This is a genomic window from Collinsella sp. HCP3S3_D1, assembly GCF_052064015.1.
In the GTDB taxonomy this organism is placed as follows: domain Bacteria; phylum Actinomycetota; class Coriobacteriia; order Coriobacteriales; family Coriobacteriaceae; genus Collinsella.
Map to the genome: position 1 here is coordinate 1 of NZ_JBQHWK010000023.1, position 20,604 is coordinate 20,604.

Sequence of the window (20,604 nt, forward strand, 5' to 3'; positions counted from 1 at the left end):
AAGCTAAGCCCCATCGCGCCGAGAGTACTGCGGGGCCAGCCCGTGGGAGGCCAGGGCGCCGCTGACCGGTGGACGGCACCGAGCCGTCATCCAGACTGAAGAAGGGGAGGCCTCGCGGCCTCCCCCTTTTTCGTTTCTCAGGCAATTTGTCTCACATAGTAGCTGTGTTTTATAACCCTCGTTTGTCGCATCTTCTTTGAACGGGCTACAATATCGTAGTCTGTGTAGCATGGAGGTGAACATGGCTGAAGCTGGTATCGGCGTTGATATCGTCGAGATTTCCCGAATGAAATCAATTCTTGAGAAGACTCCGTCGTTTGCCCGGCGCGTGTTTACCGATGAAGAGCGTGCGTATTGCGATGCGTCGTCTCGCCCTGCCGCTCATTATGCCAGCCGCTTTGCCTCTCGCGAAGCGGTACTTAAGGCACTTGGAACGGGGTTTAGTCAGGGCGTTGGACGTAAGGACGTTTCCGTAACACGCGATAGGCTCGGCAAGCCAAAGGCTCTGCTTTCTGGTCGCGCTCTCGAAATCGCCCAGGATTTGGGTGTTGTCGAGGTTGCTCTTTCTATTACCCTTACGGGTGACTTGGCTGTCGCTAATGCCATTGCGATCACCGAGGATGCTCGACCTAAGCCTAAGGAAGAAAAAATGAGCACCAAGGAGCGCGTTGCCCAGACATTTAAAGAGGCTCGTTCTGTATTGGATGAGCTTGAACAGCTGCAACAATCTGCTTTGTCGGAGCATTTGATCGATGATCCGCAAGATACGCAAGGAGCATAGATGAAACCGGTTTTGAGTACCGAGGAAGTCGTTCGCCTCGAGGATATCATCGAGCGCGAGGGCACCTCGAAGGCCGAGCTCATGGAGTTGGCAGGTGAATTTGCCGCCAACGAAATTTTAAAGCTCAACCCTGATCGCGTTCTTGTGCTGGTCGGCTTTGGCAACAATGGCGGTGACGGTTGGGTCGCTGCGGATATCCTGACCCATAAGGGCGTTGATGTTGATATCGTTTCTCCAGTTGAGCCGGATGAGATTCCTGCTGCCCTTGCTCGTCACGTTGCCCGTCGCACCGCCGGTCGCGACGTTCATGTGTGCGTTGGGCCTTCGCGAGACGAGCTAGAGGTTCTCATTAACAAAGCGGATGTCGTGGTCGATGCTATTTTTGGTACCGGTTTTCACGGCAACCTTCGTGCGCCGTTTTCTATTTGGATTCCTACGGTTAACGAGTGCGCCGATTACGTTGTTTCTATCGATGTTCCCTCGGGCCTGAATGCCGAGACGGGCGTTGTGGATGACGACTGCATCCGTGCCGAGCGTACCGTGACGATGATTGCCCCTAAGATCGGCCTCTACAGCGCTGACGGTCCGGAGTATGCTGGCGACCTGGTGTGTGGCGGTCTGTACGACCGCCTCGACGAAGTCATCGATGATGTCGATCATGCTGCCGAGATCGTTGAGCCCGGTGATCTGGTGGACTACTTTGCCCCGCTGCCCACGAATATCGATAAGTATTCGCGCGGCTCTGCGCTCATCGTTGCCGGGTCGGCACAATATCCTGGTGCCGCCATCATGGCCGCAAAGTCTGCCGCTCGTGCTGGTGCCGGTTATGTGGCCGTTGCGACGCCCGATGCGTGCGCCAACCTTATTCGTATGGCGCTCCCGTCGATTCCCGTTTTCGCCATTCCGTCTGATTCCCGTGGATCTTTTGGTGCTGCTGCGCGTATGACAGTGTGCGAGATTGCTAAGAAGTACAGCTGCGTTGTGTGTGGGCCTGGCATGACGACGTCTGCCGGATCGATGCAAGTCGTTTCGGGCCTGCTTGAGCTCGATGTGCCGCTTATCCTAGATGCAGATGCGCTCAACTGCCTTGCCAAGATTGCAATCGACGGCATCGACAGTAATCCCGAGATGTACCGTCGCGAGCAGCCGCTCGTTATGACGCCGCATTATCGCGAGCTTTCGCGTCTCGTTGCCGGCGACGAGGTCAATGATCTTGGCACTGCTATTGCCGCTGCTCAAAAGATTGTCTGGGCTGCCGGTTCCGATAATCTCGTTGTTATCGCTAAGGGTCCGACGACGGCCATTTGCGGCGTCGAGCGCGTGCTGCTGCCGCTTTCGGGCCCAGCGTCGTTGGCGACCGCTGGCTCGGGTGATGTCCTCGCAGGTATCCTTGCAGGAACGCTTGCGACCATGCGTGACGAGATGGACCGTTGGGAGCTGCTGTACTCGTATGCCGTCGCACTCCACAGCTATGCCGGCTTTGCTGCGGCGACGGAGTATGGCGAGAAGAGCGTTATCGCGACCGATCTTATCGACTTGATCGGTCCCGCCATGGAATTGGCGGCAAAGGATGCGCTCGATGATCTGGGAATCATGGACGAAGGGTCGGATGACTAATCATGAATAAAGCCGATTTGACGCGTTGGTCCTGGGTCGAGATCGACCGCGGGGCGCTCCGCCGCAATACGAGGGCCTATAAGAACTTGCTAGATCCGCGTCAGCGCCTGTGCTGCGTGGTTAAAGCCGATGCTTATGGTCATGGAGCCGTCGAGTGCGCCAAGATCATGTATTCGGCCGGTGCCGACATGTTTGCCGTGGCGACGGTCAGCGAGGGTATTGAGTTGCGCCAGGGCGGAATCACCAAACCCATCCTGATTCTAAGCGAGCCTCCCATCGAGGCTATTCCTTCATTGCTCGAGTTCGATATCATGCCCTCGGTCTATACGTCCGATTTTGCTCTTGCGTATGGTGAATGTGCCGTCGCGGCGGGCAAGGTGGGCAAGTATCATCTTGCCATCGAGACGGGTATGAACCGCATCGGCGTTCACTACACGCAGGTGCTCGACTTTGTCCGCGGTATTAATTTCCATCGCGGTATTCAGTGCGACGGCGTATTTACGCACTTTGCCACGGCCGACGAACCATCGGGTTGGGACTACAAGCTGCAGTGCCAGCGCTTTACCGAGGCCGTTCAGGCCATTAAGGATGCGGGTTTTGAGTGCGGCATCGTGCACTGTGCCAACACGCCGTCCTCGATGCTCGACCCCTCGATGCATTTTGATATGATTCGCGCTGGCGTTGGCTTGTATGGCATGCAGCCGTGCGAGCTGAGCGGCCGCGTGATGCAGCTTGATCCCGTTATGAGCGTTCATGCGCGCGTGACGCGCGTGGCGCATCCTGCGATGGGCGAGGGCGTAGGCTACGGTTTTACCTACCGCGTACCGCGCACACGCGTTCAGATCTGCACGCTGCCGATCGGATATGCCGACGGCCTTTCGCGCACGCTTTCCAATCGTATGGACGTGCTGTATCGCGGTGAGCGCGTGCGTCAGGTCGGAAATATCTGCATGGATCAGTTTATGGTTGCCATTCAGTCCAACCCGGCTCACGAGATTCCCGAGGCCGAACATGGCGACGAGATGATAATTATCGGTCGCGATGGCGATGCCGAGATTACCATGGATGAGATGGCGCGCCTGCGCGGCACGATCAACTACGAGGTCGCCTGCGGCTTTGGCATGCGTCTCGACAAGGTCTACGTGTAGGAGCCGCTATGGGCGTTATGCACATCCCCGGCCATAGCCATCAGGCGCCGCGCGAAGTTGCACTCGAGGAGATCGAGGCCGTCCTGGGCGATTGCCGCCTTTGCCAGCTTTACCAATCGCGCCACAATATCGTGTTTGGGGTGGGAAACCCCCGCGCTCGCGTGATGTTTATTGGTGAAGCGCCGGGCCGTAACGAGGATTTACAGGGCGAGCCCTTTGTGGGGGCGGCGGGTGAAGACCTCAACGGCATTCTGTCCCTGGCGGGCCTTAAGCGTGAAGATGTCTATATCGCCAATGTGCTTAAATGTCGCCCGCCGGGAAACCGCAATCCGCGTCCCGAGGAAGTGCTTGCTTGCTCACCGTTTTTGCGCGAGCAGATTCGAAGCATTTGGCCCGATATCATCGTGACGCTCGGCAATCCCGCAACGCACTTTGTGCTCAAGACCGAGATTGGCATTACCAAGCTGCGCGGCAGGTTCCATCAGATGGGGCACTTTGTGGTGATGCCGACGTTTCATCCCGCGGCGGCGCTGCGCAATCCGGCGTGGCAGGAGTTGCTGGAGGAAGACTTTAAGATGCTGGGCGACTATCTGGTGCGACACCCCGCGCCAGAGGGCGCCTCGGAATAATAAGGAGCGTATATGTCCCTGGAGCGCCTGGGGCTAGGTACCTACAAAACGGCTCGTACTGCCGATACGGAGCATTTTGGCGAGTTGGTCGCACCGTGTCTAGAAAATGGCGATGTGCTGATACTGACCGGCGGCTTGGGCGTGGGAAAGACCCACTTTACCAAGGGCGTTTCGCGCGGCTTGGGCGATGAGCATATGGTCACGAGTCCTACGTTCGCGCTCATGGCCGTTCACGACCAGGGGCGTATTCCGCTGTTCCATTTTGATCTGTACCGCTTGGAGCATGCCTACGAGCTCGAGGATACGGGCATTTTTGACGTGCTCGGCTATGAGGGCGCTTGCTTGTTGGAATGGGGCGAGCAGTTTCAGGACGAGCTGACGGATGAGTATCTCTCGGTGACGCTTAGGCGCGATGAGGACGATAGCGACGTGCGAACGATCGCGCTCGAGGCGCACGGCGAGCGCGCGATGGAGCTTTTCGATTTGATTGATAAGGCTGTACAAGATGAGCTTGCATAACGACAACGCGCTGGTAGTGGCGCTCGATACATCGACCGACATGCTTGCCTGCGCGGCAAGCTGGATTGATGAGCAGACGGGCGAGGCGAAGCTGGTGAGCGGGGACCATCTGTGTCGTCGCCATGCCAACGTGGAACTTGTGAATACCGTCGATGACGTGTTGGCGCAGGCCGGGCTGAATCGCGGCGATGTCGGCTGTTATGTGGTTGGACGCGGCCCGGGTTCGTTTACGGGCGTTCGCATTGGCATCTCGACCGCCAAGGGTCTGGCGCGCGGTGCTAACGTGCCGTTGCTGGGCGTGTCGACACTTGACGCTTGCGCCTGGACGGCGTGGAAGGCTGGCGTGCGCGGCAAGCTTGGTGTTCTTGCCGACGCCATGCGTGGTGAGGTGTATCCGGCTCTGTACGTGCTGGGGGACGAAGGTCCCGAGCGTCTGTTTGAGCGCGAACACGTGGTCAAAGCCGCCGTGGCGCTTGATGAGTGGCGCCAGGCCGCGGACTGGAGCCAGGTTAAGCTGACTGGTGACGGTCTCGTACGTTATGGCAAGCTGCTGAGTGAGGACGAGACTGCGCGCTGCGTGGAGCGAGACCTGTGGTGGCCCTCGGGCGAGGGCCTTCTGATGGCGCACGCCGCGGGCGACGGTAATCCGGCTCGCGTTTTGCCGATCTACACGCGTCTTTCGGATGCCGAGGAAAATGAGCGTAAGCGCCTTGGGCTTGCCGAGAGCGCCCAGAGCGAGATTACGGGTGTTGCCGACGAGCTCGCCGGCCGCCATCTGCAGTTCCGTCCCATGGGCGCGGCGGATGCCGAGGGCGCGAGCGCATTGGAGGCCGCCTGCTTTGAAGGCGCCGGACACGAGGCGTGGACGCCGGGCATGTTCCTGTCCGAGCTGGGCGAGGGCGTTGCCGCGCCGCGTAGCTGGTGGGTGGCGCACGACGACGGTCAGCTGCTGGGACTTGCCGGCGGCATGGTCGTCGACGGTGACGTTCAGATTATGGACGTCGCGGTTGATCCTGCTCATCGTCGCGAGGGCATTGCCCGCAAGCTGCTGTCGCACGTGAGCTATGACGCCCAGATGCTCGGCTGCACCACTGCTTCGCTTGAGGTTGAGGACGGCAACGAGGGTGCGATTGCGCTCTATAGCGCCTTGGGCTTTACCGAGGCGGGTCGTCGCCGTGGCTACTACGGCGTCGGCAAGGATGCCATCGTCATGACGGCGTCGCTGCCCCTGGTGCTTCCTCTCGACAATGCCTCGCCCGAGCCAACGGCTGCCGAGCAGCGCGTCTGGCCGCTGCCTGAGCCCGAGCGCACCGCCGAGGAGCGTGCCGAAATCGAGCGCCGTCGCCTAGTTCTTGCCATCGAGAGCTCTTGCGACGAGACGGCTGTTGCGATTATCGATGCGGACGGCAATATGCTGGCCAACCAGGTGTCGACGCAGATTGATTTTCATGCTCGCTTTGGCGGCGTGGTGCCCGAGATCGCCTCGCGCAAGCATGTCGAGGTGATTGTGAGTGTCGTAGATGCGGCGCTTGAAGATGCCGCGGTATCGCTTGGCCTTGAGGGTGGAGCGATTGCGCCAAGTGAGCTTGCCGCCGTGGGTGTGACGCAAGGCCCAGGCCTGGTGGGTGCCCTGGTGGTGGGCGTCGCCTTTGCCAAGGGCTTTGCGTATGCTGCCGGTAAACCGCTCGTGTGCGTCAATCATCTGGAGGGTCACCTGTTCGCCAACCTGCTGGCGCAGCCCGACCTTAAGCCGCCGTTTATCTTTACGCTTGTCTCGGGTGGGCACACCATGCTCGTGCACGTAAAGGCATGGGGCGACTACGAGGTGCTTGGCGAGACGCTGGACGACGCCGTGGGCGAAGCCTTCGACAAGGTTGCCAAGGCGCTGGGCCTGGGCTATCCCGGCGGTCCCATCATCTCCAAGCTCGCCGAGACGGGCAATCCCCGCGCGATCGATTTTCCCCGTGCGCTTAACAGCAGGGGAGACTACCGCTTCTCGCTTTCGGGCCTCAAGACGGCGGTGACGCTCTATATTGAGCAGGAGACCAAGGCTGGGCGCACGATTCACCTGCCCGACCTGGCGGCTTCGTTTGAGGCGGCGGTCTTTGACGTGCAGTACAAGAAGGCCAAAAACGCCCTGCACGCCACCGGGTGCAAGGAGTATTGCATCGGCGGCGGCGTCTCGGCCAACCCGCATCTGCGCGAGATGATGATTAAGAAACTCGGGCGTCAGGGGATTCGCGTAACGGTGCCGCCTCTCTCGGCCTGTACTGACAACGCCGCCATGATTGCGGAGGTCGCTCGCCGCAAATTCGACCGAGGTGAAATCTCGCCGTTCGACGTCGACGCCGATCCAAACATGACGCTGTAGTCGTATGGGTGCGGTCTCCGACGCTGCCCGGGCGCCAGCGGCCGCATATGAACTTTCCTGCTCTACAGTCCTGCTCACGACGGAGGCCACATTAAGTGGCCTCCTGTTCGTGCGGAACTCGCGATAAAGTTCATATGCGGCCGCTGGCGCCCGGGCAGCGTCGGGAACCTTTCTGTATCTATGCAGCTACTGAGCTGGATCGGCGTCGACAACGTCCGGCAAGGTTAACAGGTCAGCGTCAAATTTCCGGCGTGCTTTAGCTGAAAGAAACCTACCTGATAATCGACTCAATATCTCGGCTTTTATATAGCAGTCGGCGGACTTCCATGACGTCGTCGATGACGACATAAAAAACCATGTAGTTGCCAACGTAGAAGCGGTAATACGGGTGCAACCGTCTTCTTGTCGAAGGGTATGTTGGTGACATGGTTGGATTCTTGAGATGCTCGAGTATGCCTGCTTCAACATTGTCGACAAGCCTATTTGCTGCAGCGGGGTTATTGAGATCAAAGGCGATATATGACGCTGCTTGGCTGAGGTCCTCCCAAAATAGGGGAAGATAGCGGAGCTTATAGTGCCTGTTCATCGAGACCGCCGTCGAGCATTTTTCTGACAGAGCCAAAGACATCGTCGTGTGTATAGCGAAGTTGCATGCTGGCAGCCTGACGATCAGCGGCATCAAGTGCGCTCTCGATTGTATTGCTCAGCGACTTGTACTGCTCAAAGCTCATGACGACCATAGAGCCCCGCCCGTTTTTAGTTAGAAAAACCGGACCCTCCTGTTCGACTTCGCGTTCAACATCCGGGTAGTGATTTCTAAGATCTGAGACCGGCCTAATATTCACAGCTACCTCCTGAGCTATCAGGATATTATCGTAATTATGATAACAGAGTTGAGATTTGGGATGGGAACTCCTCGGGGGCGGGGCGGGCGCCTGCCGCCATATATGAACTTTATCGCGAGTTCCGCACGAACAGGAGGCCACTTAATGTGGCCTCCGTCGTGAGCAGGACTGCCCGAGCAGGAAAGTTCATATATGGCGGCAGGCGCCCGCCCCGCCCCCGAGGAGCATCTCTCAAGCAAAAACTGTCGTGGGGTAAAGTCCGAGGTCAGTGACGTTTTATACCGAGAAATTCAAATAAAGTTGAAAATTCATTACATATTTGCGTTGACTTTAGGCAACTAAAGTTTCATACTCCTTTTCATCCACTGGGGGATGTGAACACGCACGGATCGTTCGCATCATGATTGAAGAGGATTTCTTAGACATGTTCACGCATCAGCTAAACATTATCAGCGTAGTAATTATCTGATGCGGATTAGCACATACAGCTAGCCCGTACGATAACGGGCGGCTGATGAAGATGAGGGCCGTCGAGCGCAACCGACGGCCCTCATTTTTTATGTCTAGGAAGTTCTTTTTAGAGGAGGAAATGTAATGAACGGAGTTTTGCTCATGGTTGTGGCCGCGGCGGTGCTCGCCTGCGGCTATCTGGGCTACGGCCGCTGGCTGGCTAACAAGTGGGGCGTTGATAAAGAGGCCCTCACGCCTGCCAAGCGCATGAAGGACGGCAAGAGCTTCTCGCCCGTCTCAGCCTTCACCGCGTTCTCGCATCAGTTCAGCTCGATCTGCGGTGCTGGCCCTGTTACGGGTACGATCGTCGCCATGGCCTTCGGCTGGCTGCCCGTCGTGCTCTGGGTCCTCGTCGGCGGCATCTTCTTTGGCGCCGTTCACGACTTTGGCGCCCTGTACGCTTCGATGAAGAACAACGGCAAGTCCTTGGCTCAGCTCATCGAGAAGTACATCGGCAAGACCGGCCGTCGCCTGTTCCTGCTGTTCTGCTGGCTGTTCTGCATCATCGTCATCGCCGCTTTTACCGACATGGTCTGCAAGACGTTCATGTTCACCCCGGTCGTTGACGCCTCTGGCGCTGCCACCGGTGCCATCGACTTCACCAAGTCCTATGCCGCTGGCTGCGCTGGCACCATCTCCAGCCTGTTCACCTTCGTCGCCATGGCCTTTGGTTGGGCTCAGAAGAAGTTCAACCTCACCGGCGCTGCCGAGTTCGTCACCGGCGTGGTGCTCATGGTCCTCATGTTCGCCGTCGGTATGCAGTTCCCGGTTTACCTGGACAAGTTCCAGTGGTTCGCCGTCGTCATGGTCTACCTGGTCTTTGCCGGTGCCATGCCCATCCAGATGCTCAAGACCCCTCGCGACTACCTCACTTCCATCATGATGATCGTCATGATTGTCTGTGCCGTCCTCGGCATCGTCGTCCTGGGCGTTAACGGCCAGGCCACCATCACCGCTCCGGTTTTCACCGGCTTTAGCAATGCCTCGGGCATGATGTTCCCGGTCCTGTTTGTCTCCGTTGCCTGCGGCGCTCTCTCCGGTTTCCACAGCCTCGTTTCTTCGGGCACCTCTTCCAAGCAGGTCGAGAAGGAGCAGGACGCCGTCAAGGTCGGTTTTGGCGCCATGATCGTCGAGTCCTTCGTCGGCATCCTCGCCATCATCGTCGCCGGCATCATGTTCTCCGACATGAACACTGCCGGTACCGGCGCCCTCAACGCCGGCGTCGCTTCCACCCCGTTCCAGATCTTCGCTGCTGGCATTTCTCGCGGTATGCAGGCCTTCGGCGTTGACGGGACGCTCGCTACCGTCTTTATGACCATGAACGTCTCCGCTCTGGCCCTGACTTCGCTCGACGCCGTCGCCCGCATCGCCCGCACCTCGTTCTCCGAGTTCTTTGCCCAGACCAACGACGCCCTGGCCATCGAGTCCAAGGCCGGTTACATGAAGGTCCTCGGCAACCCCTGGTTCGCCACGGTTGTCACCCTGCTCCCCGGCCTCGCCCTCGCCTTTGGCGGCTATGCCAACATCTGGCCGCTTTTTGGTGCTTCCAACCAGCTGCTCGGCGGCATGACCATGATCACCCTTGCCGTGTTCTGCAAGTGCACCGGTCGCAAGGGCTGGATGCTCTACGTGCCCGTCGCCTTCCTGCTCTGCTGCACCTTTACCTCGCTGGTCCAGAGCGCTATGGGCTGCATGACCGCCGTCCAGGCCTACGGCTTCTTCGGTACCATCCCGGCTACCGCCACCACGGCCGCCGTCTCCGTCGCCGCCACCAAGGGCCTGCAGCTCGTCTTTGCCGTCCTGCTGATGGTCCTGGGCCTCATCGTTGCCGTCAACTGCCTCAAGGAGTTCTTCGGCAAGGAGGCCGGTTCCATGCCCGACGAGGAGCCCGAGTGGTCCGAGATGGGCAAGGCCGAGTATGGTCGCGCTGCTGCTGCCGAGGCTCCCGCAGGCGCCGAGGCCGCCAAGGCCTAATCGACCTAAGGGATTGAACGTCACATCTATATGACTCGGAAAGGCCGGGTCCGCAACTGCGCGGGCTCGGCCTTTTTCCATGCAAAAGCTAGTGTGCCCGGGTGTTCTCGCAGATGTTTTGCGTGGATAGGGGCGTGCGTTGTACCATATAGACATATATGTGTGCATATGAAAGGGGCCCCGTGGCCAAGACGGTATATTCCGATAACCAAAACAACGTCGATGCCCTGGCTGAGCGTCTGAGCAGCCAGACGTCGCTTTCTGCCGAGCGTGCCAAGCTGGTTGCCTACGACCTGCTCTGCCGCAAGGCGCTCAAGATCAAGTCGAGCGCGCTGGCACAGATTTTCCGTTCCGTCGATAAGGAATGTGACACCAAGGCGATGCGCGATGAACTTATCGCGGCAAAGATCGTTACCAAGATCGAGGGCAGCGGCGTTAACGGGCGCCCAGCGTTCTATACCATTAATGCCGAGATTCGCGATGTCCAGGAGCAGCCTGCCGAGGCTGCCGAAGAGGCCGTCGAGGACGTTGTCGAGGCGCCTGTTGCGGTGGAAACGGCTCCGCGCGAGAACGTCGACACCGATGAGCTGCTTGACGAGAGCGTCGTTCGCGCCTTTACGGCCAAGGCGGGCCGCGGCGGTTTTGGCGGGGGCGGCAAGCGCGATGCGCAGCGCCGTGCCCAGCAGGAGCGCTTCCGTCGCGCTGTGGCTCAAAAGGATGCGACGGATGTCGAGCCCGTCGAGGATGAGGCTGTTACCGAGCCGCAGTGCGCCGCTGAGGTCCAGGAGCCCAAGCGTCGCCGCGGTGCTCACTTTAAGACCGAGCAGGGAGGTGTTGTGTGCGACGTTCAGGAGTCCGTCGAGGCTGCTGGTGCACCCGAGGAGCCCGTCAAGAAGGCTCCGGGTTCATGCCGTCCCGGACGCGGCTTTATGGGTCGTGCGTATCCCGCAAGGCGTCAAGAAAAGACCGACCAGGCTCCCGCTGCACCAGCGGAGAAGGCTGAGAAGGCTGCCGAGCCGATGGTCCGTGAGCAGAAGCCTGTTGAGCCGCGGCCTGCGGGCGATGTCGAGCCCCGAGGCCAGCAGTCTGCGGGCGAGAAAGCGGGGGAGAGCGCTTCGAGCAAGCCTCGCCGTCGTCGTCATCGTGGCGGCCGTGGCTCAAATGCCGAATCCGTGGCCGAGCAGGCAGCGGGGCAAAACAAGGATGCGAAGACTGAGATCCCGGCGGAGCAGTCCAAGCGCCAGCCAGTAAAGGGGGGCAAGCCTGAGCGTTCGCAAAAGGGTTCGTCCGCGCCAAAGCAAGAGCGCAATACTCGGACAGATTCCAAGTGCAAATCCCAGACGCAGCCCAAACCGATTGCAAACGATGCGGCCTCCCAGCAGCCTGAGCCGCCCGCTCATGGCGAGGTTTCGGCGTTTGCTCTGGCCCGTGTCCTGGGCAGGCAGCTGCTCAAGGTCGTTCCCACACCTGCTGCACTCTCCAAGATTAAGGAGCAACAGACTCAAATCGTTAAGGTTGAGGGCAAGGACGGCAAAAAGGTTTCGCAGCGCACTCAGCACAACGAGATGTCCAACCGCAAGATTGCCGAGGAGATTGCGACCATCCAGGCTTGGATTGAGCAGAATCGCGGCGCCGACACGCCGGTCGCTTCGCGTCACCAGCGCGCCTACCAGATTTTTAACGATGAGAAGGCCTTTGACGGTAAACACGGCGAGCGCCTGATGAGGCGTATGACCGAAAAGGGCATCAGCATGCAGGCGATTAAGGTCGCCCCCAACCGCCCCGTGCACTTTACGGGCTTCTTTACGCTGGGCGCCGACAAGCCGTTCATTATGGTCGAGAACCTGGACACCTATGACGAGATCGTCAAGCTCCTGCGCGGCCGCAAGCACGCTAAGCTTTTTGGCACCAAGGTGGGTGGCGTGATCTTTGGCGGTGGCTGCAAGGCGAGCGTCTCGCACGCACTGGATGATTATCTGGCCGAGATCGGCTATCGCTATAACTATGTCTACTACGTGGGCGACATCGATCGAGAGGGTGCGCGCATCGTCGAGCAGGCCCGCAATGCCAATGTGGTTGAGATTCGCTTGCATGCCGGCATGTATCGTGCCATGCTCGCCGAGCACAAGCGTCGCGTGAAAGCTGGCGGCGAGTGCGAGCCTGCGGCTGCCAATCAGGGTGTGCCGCAGAATTTGGCGGCGACGATCAAGGATCTGCCTATGGTCACGCGCGTGCAGTTCCGCAATGTGCTGCGCGAGGGAGGTCGCATTCCGCAGGAGATTCTGATGACCGCCGACTATCGGGATGGCGACTCGGGAAGCTTCGACCGCATGCTGAACAATTAGGGGCGCGTGGCCCCGGCAGGCCGGGCATTAAGTTTGCTGCTCTACAGTCCTGCGCAAGACGAAGGCCACATTAAGTGGCCTTCTTTGCGTGCGGAACTCGCGACAAACTTAATGCCCGGCCCGCCGGGGCCACGCGCCATTTTGTAGATGACGGCTCGTTTTTCGGAACGGGGCTGATATTTCTTGATGTAAGGCGCTCTTGGTCCTTTCGGGCTTGGGGCGTCTGTCTTTTGAGGGTGGATGAGCCGGCACTTGGGGACGTCCCCAAGTGCCGGTTGAGATACGGAGAGCCCGTTGTTGATATGGGACGGAGGGATTCCGCGTCCGCCTTCCGGCGGCCGCGCCCCGCTGCGTCGCTCCGCTCCTTGCGTGCTGCGCTGGAAAACGCTTCGCGTTTCCTCAGCTCCGCACCCTTGCGGGTTCGAATCCCTCCGCATGCCCACAAGAAAGCGCCCCGGGCTGATGAAAGCCCGGGGCGCTCAGTTACCTTGGCTGGGACGGAGGGATTCGAACCCCCAACAGCCGGCACCAAAAACCGGAGTTCTACCGTTGAACTACGTCCCAATGTGTGGTGCTGCCCAAAAGCAGCTCGTCTAGTTTACCTAATCTGCGAGGGCATCGCAAACGCCATCGAGCAGGCGTACGGCGAGTGTCTGTGCATCGCTTGCGGTGAAGGTTCCGTTGTAGCGCGTCATGCCCGTGAGCTCAATGCGGATACGTGCAGGCTTTTGTTGCGCGGCGATATTGGCAGTGCGGATGCGCTGCGCCAGGTTGTGACATTCGGCAAGGGCAATCGTGGCGCGCGGCGCTGCATCTGCGGGCAGCTCATCGCTTGCGATTTCGAGTACCAGGTCCACGTCGGTCGGAACCTCGGAATCGCAAAGCATCATGCCGCTGTTGTCGGTCGTCGCCGTGGCGATGTTCCACATGCGCGATGCAACGCTGCGTGCGATGGGGTCCTCACCGATAACGGCAATCTGGAAGCGCTCGAGCACGTTGGCGGCGCGGGCAAAGCCGATGCGCGACTCGGCCTCGGTAACCGAGGGTTTGCCCTCCCACACGTGATGCAGACGGTTGATATAGGCGTAGGTATCCTGGAATGCCATGCCGTCGGCAAACAGGCCGACATTTTCTTGGAACTGCTGCAAGGCCGCCTCGGTGTGCGGGCCAAAGTAGCCGTCGTCCTCACCGCAGGCAAAACCCAAAACGTTGAGTGCCCTCTGCAGGGCCCGAACGTCGGCACCATGGAAATTGGGCATGCGCAGATAAAGCGTGCGGTCGCCCAGCTTATACGAGGCGTCTACCAGGGCGCTCCAACAGGGGATATCGACGGCGTAGCCAGCGGCAAGGCCGCTGTCGAGCCTAAAGGTGCCAACAGCCTGCTCGGTGGTGGTGCCAAAGCGCTTGTCGGCGACCTCGGCGTCATCGATTGTATAGCCGAGCTGCAGAAGGCGGGACTGGACGTCCTCGACGGCTGCTCCCTGCATGCCCGTTGTGATAGGTTCCATGAACGAACCCCTTTCGGCGTACCATTCGTACTATTTGAGCGTGTGTCGGATAGACAACGCAAAGGGTTGCATAAACATGCACTCAACAGTGTAGCAAGTTGTACCCAAATGCGCTGCTGACAGGTTTTATAACCCCCGCTAGTTAAGGCGCTCCACAAAGAAATCTGCCATGGAGTCGAACAGCTCGCGTGCATGCGGGTCGAGCTCGACACCTTCGATAGCGGCCTTGGCCTTGGCAGTCAGGTTGAGTGCATAAGTGTGGGCGAAATCGACAGAGCCGGTCTGCTGGAAGATCTCCACGGCGCGTGCAAGTTGCACGGGGTCCTCGGTGCCCGAGGAAAGGATTGCCTCGACTTCGTCGTGATAACGCTCGTCTGACAGGGCATGCACGGCGACGAGCGTGCGCTTGCCCTCTGTGATATCGGTGCGGAAGTCCTTGTTGGCGGCCTCCTTGGTGCCAATAAGGTTGAGCAGATCATCTTGGATCTGAAAGGCAAGGCCCGTGTGCAGGCCAAAGGCACGCAGCGCCTCAATCTGGTCTTCGCTGCCGCCACCGATAATGGCTCCGGCGGCAAGTGGCGTGGCTCCGCTGTAGTACGCGGTCTTGTGCGTCGCCATGTCCAGATAATCGTCGACCGAGATGTCAAAGCGCCCATCGCGGACCCAGCCCAGGTCGAGCGCCTGACCCTCGATGGTGCGAACGATCATCTCGGTGAGCTCGTGGAGCACGCGGAGCTTCACGTCTGCCTCGAGCGTGGGGTCGTCGAGAACCGTCTTGGTAACCATGGTGAGCGCTAGGTCGCCGCAGTTGATGGCAAGTCCCGTACCCTCGGTAAGGTGCATACAGGGCTTGCCGCGGCGCAGCTGGCCGTTGTCGGCGATGTCGTCATGGATAAGCGCTCCCGACTGAAAGTGCTCGATGGCCGCCGCCGCGCTTCGGGCGCTCTCAAAGCTGCCGCCTACCGCGGTGGCGGCGAGCATGCAGATGAGCGGGCGGTGGCGCTTGCCGGCATTGGCCGTAAATGCCGAGAGCGGGCCATACAGGTAGCGCTCGATATCGGCAGAGGTCGCCTGTCCGTCAAAGAACGTGGCCAGATAGTCGTTAATCTGGTCAAAATGCTGGGCTAAAAAGCTGGTAAACGGACTGGACACGGGTTCTCGCATTCTTTCTTAGGTTGCATCGTTGCGTTATGCAGACAACATATTGCCACATTAGGGCATCGAGCGCGGCGGTTGAAGACGATTGAGCCATGTTGTCGCAAATGCGGCAAGAGGCGCGGCTAGATAAGTCCAAAGTGCTCGAGCGCGGCGACGACGCCGTCGTGGTCGAAGCTGTCGGTGACGTAGTCGGCCTTTTCCTTGAGGAAGTCCGGCGCGTTGCCCATGGCGACGCCAACATCGACCGCCTCCATGAGGGCGATGTCGTTGCTTGCGTCGCCGATGCCGTACACAGTGCCGTGATCTGGCCCCAGGGCGTCAAGCACGGCCTTGATTCCGGCCCGTTTGGTGCACTCGCGAGGCGAGATTTCCGTGACCTCGAGTTCGAGCTCGTTGAGGCAGAGCAGAGGCCCGAGCTCTTCATCTTGGGCGATGCGGTTGGCGAGCGGTGTGGACATAAGAATTTTATAAGCGTTGTAGTGCTTGAGTTGCGTGACGGCGTCGCCCACGGTGCGCGCGTATCCGTACGTCTCGGGGGCATCTGCGCTCATGCGCACGACGCGATCGATGCCCTCAAAGCGAATGACCTCACCCGATTGTTCGAGATAGGGGGCGAGGCGCTGTAGCAGACCGGGGTTTATGGCCGCATTTCGTACGATGCGCCCCTCGAGTTCGGCGTAGCCGCCCGCGAGACATACGATGCCCGCCCACGGCAGCTCGAGCAGCTTGGGATGGATGCAGCTGAGGGTGCGCCCCGTGCAGATAAAGGCTTTGTTGCCGTTGGCGACAAACGTGCGAATTGCCTGTGCAACCGTTTCGTTGGGATAGGGGGAAAGGTCTCGCTCGCCCTCGGGGAGCTCTTGGGCAAGTTTGGGATCTTGCCAGGCAAGCGTACCGTCGATGTCGAAGAAGCAGATATTGCCATGCTTTTTGGCGTCATCGGCGGCATGAGAAAGCGGGGTGGCAAATGCAAAACCCGGTTCGAGTCCCATAATCTGATCAAAGTGCTCTTTGACGCGGGGGACCGAGACGCCGATGATTACCTGGGCGGTCTTGCCGGTGACGATGAGGCCTTTGGCGCCCGCTGCGACAAAGGTTGCGTTGTCCGCGACGATAGAAGGGTCCGCGACTTCGACGCGCAGCCGCGTGGCGCAGTTGGTTGCGCCCACAATGTTGGAGACGCCGCCCAGAAGCGCCACAACCTGCTCGGCGAGCAGACGATCTTGTGATGCCTGGCAGTCGGAAGCGCCGGCTTCGGATAAGCGCTTTTCGTCAACGTCGTTTCCCGTCAAGCGGGAGAGCGCCGTGTTGCCGGCAATGTAGTCCTCGCGTCCCGGGGTTTTAAGGTCAAAGGCCAGGATAAGACCTCGAAAGCTCAGAAAGAAGATGACGCTAAAGACGAGTCCGATTCCGAGTGCCAAAAGGTAGGAGCCGGCATGCGTCCGCATGAGCGGGATAAAGTTGAAGGCAGCCATCTCCATAAGGCCACCCGAGAAGATGCCGACGACGCCAAAGAAGTTCATGGCCATGGCAAGGCAGGAGGACAGGAAGGCGTAGAGCAAAAAGAGTCCGGGATAGGTGAACATAAAGAGAAACTCGAGCGGCTCGGTGACGCCGCAGACCATCGAGGCGACGATGGCGGGCAGAAGGATGGTCTTGAGGCTGGCACGGCGTTCGGGCTTGGCCGTGGTGTAGAACGCTCCGGCGATGGCGGGAAGACCAAAGAGCTTGACCCAACCGGTGGCGGTGAAACCAGCCCAGGGCGCTAGCTCGTTGAGGGGGCGCGTGCTGTGCGAGAGGATGGGAAGCAAGTTGGTCCACGTGGCGTAGATGCCATCGGTAATAACCAGATTGTCGTAGTAGATTGGCATGTAGAGCAGGTGATGCAGCCCTACGGGCTCGAGTGCTCGCTCTAAAAACACGAAGGCGCCCACGCCGAAGGGACCGACGCCCGTAAGTGCATGGCGCAGTGTTTCGGTCATTGCGTATACGATGGGCACGATGGCGGCCGAGATAGCGGCAAGGGCGAATACGGCAAAAAAGCTAATGAGGTAGACCAACGAGGAGCCCGAGAAAGTACCGAGCCAATCGGGAACCTTGGCATCGTAGAAGCGGTCATGGATGGCGACGACGGTGGCCGATACCGCCAGCGGGCCGATAATGCCGGTGTCGAGCGTCTTGATGCCGTCGATGACGGTGATGCCGCTGGCGGAGGTCAAAGACGACGGGTACTTAAGTCCAAGGTTGTCGCCGCTCAGCTTAATGATCTCGCTCAAAAAGAAGCAATAGGCAAAATAGGCCACGAGTGCCTCGAGGCAGCAGCGCGCCGGTTGCTTTTGGGCAAGGCCGATGGGCAGCGCTACGGCAAAAAGCAGTGGGAGGCGTTTAAAGACCGTCCACGAGCCGCGCTGGATGATAGCCCAAAAAATATACCAAGGGGTTCCGTATACGGCGAGGTCGCCGACGATGTCCGCAGACGTTGCGAGGGCGGAGACGCCGACCATAAGGCCCGATATGGAAAACAGCATGGCGGGCGCGAACATTGCCCCGCCAAAGCGTTGGATTTTCTGCAGCATAATATGCCTTCCGGATGCAACATGCTGTGCGAGCAAGAACGTTTAAACAATGAACCCATTGTAGAGGACTGGCTGCTTGCCGCATTGACGGTTTTGATTCGGTCCGATTTGGGTGCCGGGGGAACCGTCGACGGTAAATAATCCGTGCTTTGCCGATAGACGGTTTAAACAACCCCAAGAAATGCTATCGTGCCTAGCCATACATATTCATTAGAGGTGAAGCCATGCCAAAAGCGATTTACGAAGGAATCTACCGCGAGATCCGTTCGCGCATCATTAACGGGACCTATGCGTTTCAGGAGATGCTGCCAACCGAAGCCGAGCTGACCGCAGAGTTCGACTGCACGCGCAATACCGTCCGCCGCGCCTTGAGCATGCTGGCCGACGAGATGTTTGTTCAGCCCATACACGGCAAGGGCGTACGCGTTATTTGGCTCAAGGGCGAAACCGACATGCTGGGCGCGCTCGAGGAAGTCGAGTCGTTTGGCGAATTTGCAAAGCGCAACAATGCCGTTGCATCGACGGACGTTAAGTCCTTTGAACATCTGGTCTGCACCGAGCAGCTCTCTCGTCGCCTGGGCTTTAAGGTGGGCGAGGAGCTGATTCGCGTAGTGCGTGTCCGAAGCCTCAACGGCAGCGCGCGCCAAGTGGACCATGGCTACTTTTTGGAGTCGATCGCCAAGGGTCTGACCCCCGAGATCGCGGCAGAATCTATCTACGACTATCTGGAGCACAAGCGCGGCATCAAAGTGATGGCGAGTCGCCGTACGGTGAGTGTCGAGCTCGCCAACGATGAAGACTGCAGCTATCTTGACCTCGGCAAATACAACTGCGTTGCCGTCATGGAGAGTCAGTCGTACACATCGGATGGCATCTTGTTTGAGGTGACGCATGCTCGCACACACCCCGAGATCTTCCATTACCGCGTCAATTCCAAGCGATAGGTAACAGACGCATAAGCTTGCGTTTCGATATGAAGTGCCCCGCGCGGTCGATGGGATATCGGCCGTACGGAGCGCTTTAATTGTTTAGACAATATTTGTCAAGTACGAATGTATCAAGAACCGTTCACCGAAGTTTTTCTACCGCTCTAGTAATACTTGTTCAAACAACTGGCCAAATAGCGTATTGTACAAATCAGAAAAAGGGGCAAAGTCCCCGAACCAATCTCCGAAGGCGACGGCAAAGGGTGCCGCCACGGTGTGAAAGGGTGGATTGTAATGAAGAACGAAATGAGCAGAAGGCAGTTCCTGGGCTTCGCTGGCTCCGCGGCCACGGTCTTTGGCCTGGGTCTCGTGGGCTGCGGTGGCTCCGCCGGCTCCGGCTCCTCTGCTTCTGGTGACGCTGCCGAGGTCTACTTCCTCCAATTCAAGCCCGAGGTCGACAAGGAGTGGAAGGAGATCGCCAAGGCATACAAGGAGGAGAAGGGCGTCGAGGTCAAGATCGTGACCGCCGCCTCTAACACCTACGAGGAGAAGCTCAAGTCCGAGATGTCCAAGAGCTCCGCTCCGACCCTGTTCCAGGTCAACGGCCCCACCGGTCTTAAGAACTGGAAGGACTACTGCGCCGACCTGTCCGATACCAAGGTCCGCGGTGAGCTCGTCGACGACTCCCTGGCTCTGCAGTCCGACGGCAAGGATCTAGGTATCGACTGGGTCCAGGAGAGCTACGGCATCATTTACAACAAGGAGCTCCTCGAGAAGGCTGGCTACAAGGCCGAGGACATCAACTCCTTCGACAAGCTGAAGGCTTGCGCCGATGACATTCAGGCCCGCAAGGACGAGCTTGGCGTTGACGGTGCCTTCACTTCCGCCGGCATGGATGACTCCTCCAGCTGGCGCTACACCACCCACCTCGCCAACCTCCCGCTTTACTACGAGTTCGAGAAGGAGCACAACCAGGAGGATGACGAGATTAAGGGCGAGTATCTCGACAACTTTAAGCAGATCTTCGACCTGTACATCACCGACTCCACCTGCGATCCTTCGCAGCTTGCCTCCAAGACCGGCGACGACGCCTCCAACGAGTTCGCAACCGGCAAGGCCGTCTTCTATCAGAACGGCTCTTGGGCCTACGCCGACCTCATCAAGGCCGGTATGACCGACGATCAGATTGGCATGATGCCCATCTACATCGGTGTCGACGGCGAGGAGAACCAGGGCCTGTGCTCCGGCGGCGAGAACTACTGGTGCGTGAGCTCCCAGGCTTCCGAGGATGCCCAGAAGGCTACCGAGGACTTCATGTATTGGTGCGTCACTTCTGACACTGCCACCAGCATCATCGCTGACAAGATGGGTCTGACTGCCCCGTTCAAGAGCGCCAAGGACACCACCAACGTCTTCTCGCAGCAGGCTGTTGCCATGGCTAAGGACGGCAAGAAGACCGTCGCTTGGGATTTCGTTTACATCCCCTCTGAGGAGTGGAAGAAGAACCTCAAGCAGGCTCTGATTGCCTATGCTGCCGATAACACCAAGTGGGACGGCGTCAAGAACGCCTTCGTCGATGGCTGGAAGACCGAGAAGGCTGCTTCCGAGTAAGCAGTTGCTGCCCAAGCTATCTGATTAGCGACAGGGGGCGGGCAGACGTCGGTTTGCCCGCCCCCTGCATATTGAAAGGACCCTTC

The 20,604-nt window shown here is 59.0% G+C and carries 15 protein-coding genes and 1 tRNA gene; 10 read left to right on the forward strand and 6 right to left on the reverse strand.

The window, feature by feature from the left end:
* The first annotated feature begins 241 nt into the window (after positions 1-241).
* The 6 genes from acpS to tsaD are packed head-to-tail and all read left to right on the forward strand — an operon-like array spanning position 242 to position 7,065.
* The gene (gene acpS / locus ACTNDJ_RS07825) at positions 242-781 is read left to right on the forward strand and encodes a holo-ACP synthase (protein WP_427728961.1); all 540 of its coding nucleotides are present in this window, start codon (positions 242-244) and stop codon (positions 779-781) included.
* A complete protein-coding gene (locus tag ACTNDJ_RS07830; protein WP_441064224.1) occupies positions 782-2,398 on the forward strand; it encodes an NAD(P)H-hydrate dehydratase in 1,617 nt (538 codons plus the stop codon). It abuts the gene before it with no gap.
* A gap of 2 nt (positions 2,399-2,400) precedes the next feature.
* Positions 2,401-3,546, forward strand: a complete 1,146-nt coding sequence (gene alr, locus ACTNDJ_RS07835; RefSeq protein WP_154515162.1) for an alanine racemase — start codon at positions 2,401-2,403, stop codon at positions 3,544-3,546.
* Between the two features lie 8 nt (positions 3,547-3,554).
* Positions 3,555-4,175: a uracil-DNA glycosylase gene (locus ACTNDJ_RS07840; protein ID WP_154515160.1), complete on the forward strand. Its 621-nt coding sequence runs from the start codon at positions 3,555-3,557 to the stop codon at positions 4,173-4,175.
* Positions 4,176-4,187: 12 nt separating this feature from the next.
* Complete coding sequence (gene tsaE / locus ACTNDJ_RS07845; protein WP_441064225.1) at positions 4,188-4,694, forward strand: tRNA (adenosine(37)-N6)-threonylcarbamoyltransferase complex ATPase subunit type 1 TsaE; 507 nt, start codon at positions 4,188-4,190, stop codon at positions 4,692-4,694.
* On the forward strand, positions 4,681-7,065 hold the full coding sequence (gene tsaD, locus ACTNDJ_RS07850) for a tRNA (adenosine(37)-N6)-threonylcarbamoyltransferase complex transferase subunit TsaD (RefSeq protein WP_427728954.1): 2,385 nt from the start codon (positions 4,681-4,683) through the stop codon (positions 7,063-7,065). The genes tsaE and tsaD overlap by 14 nt, the downstream gene beginning before the upstream one ends.
* A gap of 271 nt (positions 7,066-7,336) precedes the next feature.
* Here tsaD and ACTNDJ_RS07855 read toward each other — a convergent pair whose 3' ends face one another.
* A complete protein-coding gene (locus ACTNDJ_RS07855; protein WP_370513640.1) occupies positions 7,337-7,744 on the reverse strand; it encodes a type II toxin-antitoxin system RelE/ParE family toxin in 408 nt (135 codons plus the stop codon).
* A complete protein-coding gene (locus ACTNDJ_RS07860; protein WP_427748363.1) occupies positions 7,635-8,051 on the reverse strand; it encodes a type II toxin-antitoxin system Phd/YefM family antitoxin in 417 nt (138 codons plus the stop codon). The genes ACTNDJ_RS07855 and ACTNDJ_RS07860 overlap by 110 nt, the downstream gene beginning before the upstream one ends.
* Before the next feature lie 453 nt (positions 8,052-8,504).
* Here ACTNDJ_RS07860 and ACTNDJ_RS07865 point away from each other — a divergent pair, with 453 nt between their 5' ends.
* Positions 8,505-10,394 carry a carbon starvation CstA family protein gene (locus ACTNDJ_RS07865; protein ID WP_441064228.1) on the forward strand — a complete coding sequence of 630 codons (1,890 nt, stop codon included), beginning with the start codon at positions 8,505-8,507 and terminating at the stop codon, positions 10,392-10,394.
* Between the two features lie 182 nt (positions 10,395-10,576).
* Positions 10,577-12,739 (forward strand): hypothetical protein, encoded by a 2,163-nt coding sequence (locus ACTNDJ_RS07870; protein ID WP_441083510.1) that lies wholly within the window; start codon positions 10,577-10,579, stop codon positions 12,737-12,739.
* A 489-nt stretch (positions 12,740-13,228) separates the two neighbouring features.
* Here the strand turns inward: ACTNDJ_RS07870 and ACTNDJ_RS07875 are convergent.
* The 4 genes from ACTNDJ_RS07875 to ACTNDJ_RS07890 form a co-directional block, all read right to left on the reverse strand.
* Positions 13,229-13,303: transfer RNA gene (locus ACTNDJ_RS07875), tRNA-Gln, on the reverse strand.
* A 38-nt stretch (positions 13,304-13,341) separates the two neighbouring features.
* Positions 13,342-14,247 (reverse strand): peptidoglycan-binding domain-containing protein, encoded by a 906-nt coding sequence (locus ACTNDJ_RS07880; protein WP_195838517.1) that lies wholly within the window; start codon positions 14,245-14,247, stop codon positions 13,342-13,344.
* 138 nt (positions 14,248-14,385) lie between these two features.
* On the reverse strand, positions 14,386-15,399 hold the full coding sequence (locus tag ACTNDJ_RS07885) for a polyprenyl synthetase family protein (protein WP_441049363.1): 1,014 nt from the start codon (positions 15,397-15,399) through the stop codon (positions 14,386-14,388).
* Between the two features lie 128 nt (positions 15,400-15,527).
* Positions 15,528-17,981: a PTS transporter subunit EIIC gene (locus ACTNDJ_RS07890; protein WP_441083511.1), complete on the reverse strand. Its 2,454-nt coding sequence runs from the start codon at positions 17,979-17,981 to the stop codon at positions 15,528-15,530.
* A gap of 224 nt (positions 17,982-18,205) precedes the next feature.
* Here ACTNDJ_RS07890 and ACTNDJ_RS07895 point away from each other — a divergent pair, with 224 nt between their 5' ends.
* Positions 18,206-18,925, forward strand: coding sequence for a GntR family transcriptional regulator (locus ACTNDJ_RS07895; protein ID WP_441042438.1), 720 nt, complete (start codon positions 18,206-18,208; stop codon positions 18,923-18,925).
* A 276-nt stretch (positions 18,926-19,201) separates the two neighbouring features.
* Complete coding sequence (locus ACTNDJ_RS07900) at positions 19,202-20,518, forward strand: ABC transporter substrate-binding protein (protein WP_441062935.1); 1,317 nt, start codon at positions 19,202-19,204, stop codon at positions 20,516-20,518.
* Positions 20,519-20,604: the final 86 nt, after the last annotated feature.

Excerpts from the sequence above, each read along its gene's own strand:
- ACTNDJ_RS07890 (WP_441083511.1), bottom strand. The coding sequence starts at position 17,981 with ATGCTGCAGAAAATCCAACGCTTTGGCGGGGCAATGTTCGCGCCCGCC.
- ACTNDJ_RS07840 (WP_154515160.1), top strand. The coding sequence starts at position 3,555 with ATGGGCGTTATGCACATCCCCGGCCATAGCCATCAGGCGCCGCGCGAA.
- ACTNDJ_RS07830 (WP_441064224.1), top strand. The coding sequence starts at position 782 with ATGAAACCGGTTTTGAGTACCGAGGAAGTCGTTCGCCTCGAGGATATC.
- alr (WP_154515162.1), top strand. The coding sequence starts at position 2,401 with ATGAATAAAGCCGATTTGACGCGTTGGTCCTGGGTCGAGATCGACCGC.
- ACTNDJ_RS07895 (WP_441042438.1), top strand. The coding sequence starts at position 18,206 with ATGCCAAAAGCGATTTACGAAGGAATCTACCGCGAGATCCGTTCGCGC.
- ACTNDJ_RS07900 (WP_441062935.1), top strand. The coding sequence starts at position 19,202 with ATGAAGAACGAAATGAGCAGAAGGCAGTTCCTGGGCTTCGCTGGCTCC.
- ACTNDJ_RS07855 (WP_370513640.1), bottom strand. The coding sequence starts at position 7,744 with ATGCCGCTGATCGTCAGGCTGCCAGCATGCAACTTCGCTATACACACG.
- tsaE (WP_441064225.1), top strand. The coding sequence starts at position 4,188 with ATGTCCCTGGAGCGCCTGGGGCTAGGTACCTACAAAACGGCTCGTACT.
- ACTNDJ_RS07880 (WP_195838517.1), bottom strand. The coding sequence starts at position 14,247 with ATGGAACCTATCACAACGGGCATGCAGGGAGCAGCCGTCGAGGACGTC.
- ACTNDJ_RS07865 (WP_441064228.1), top strand. The coding sequence starts at position 8,505 with ATGAACGGAGTTTTGCTCATGGTTGTGGCCGCGGCGGTGCTCGCCTGC.
- tsaD (WP_427728954.1), top strand. The coding sequence starts at position 4,681 with ATGAGCTTGCATAACGACAACGCGCTGGTAGTGGCGCTCGATACATCG.
- acpS (WP_427728961.1), top strand. The coding sequence starts at position 242 with ATGGCTGAAGCTGGTATCGGCGTTGATATCGTCGAGATTTCCCGAATG.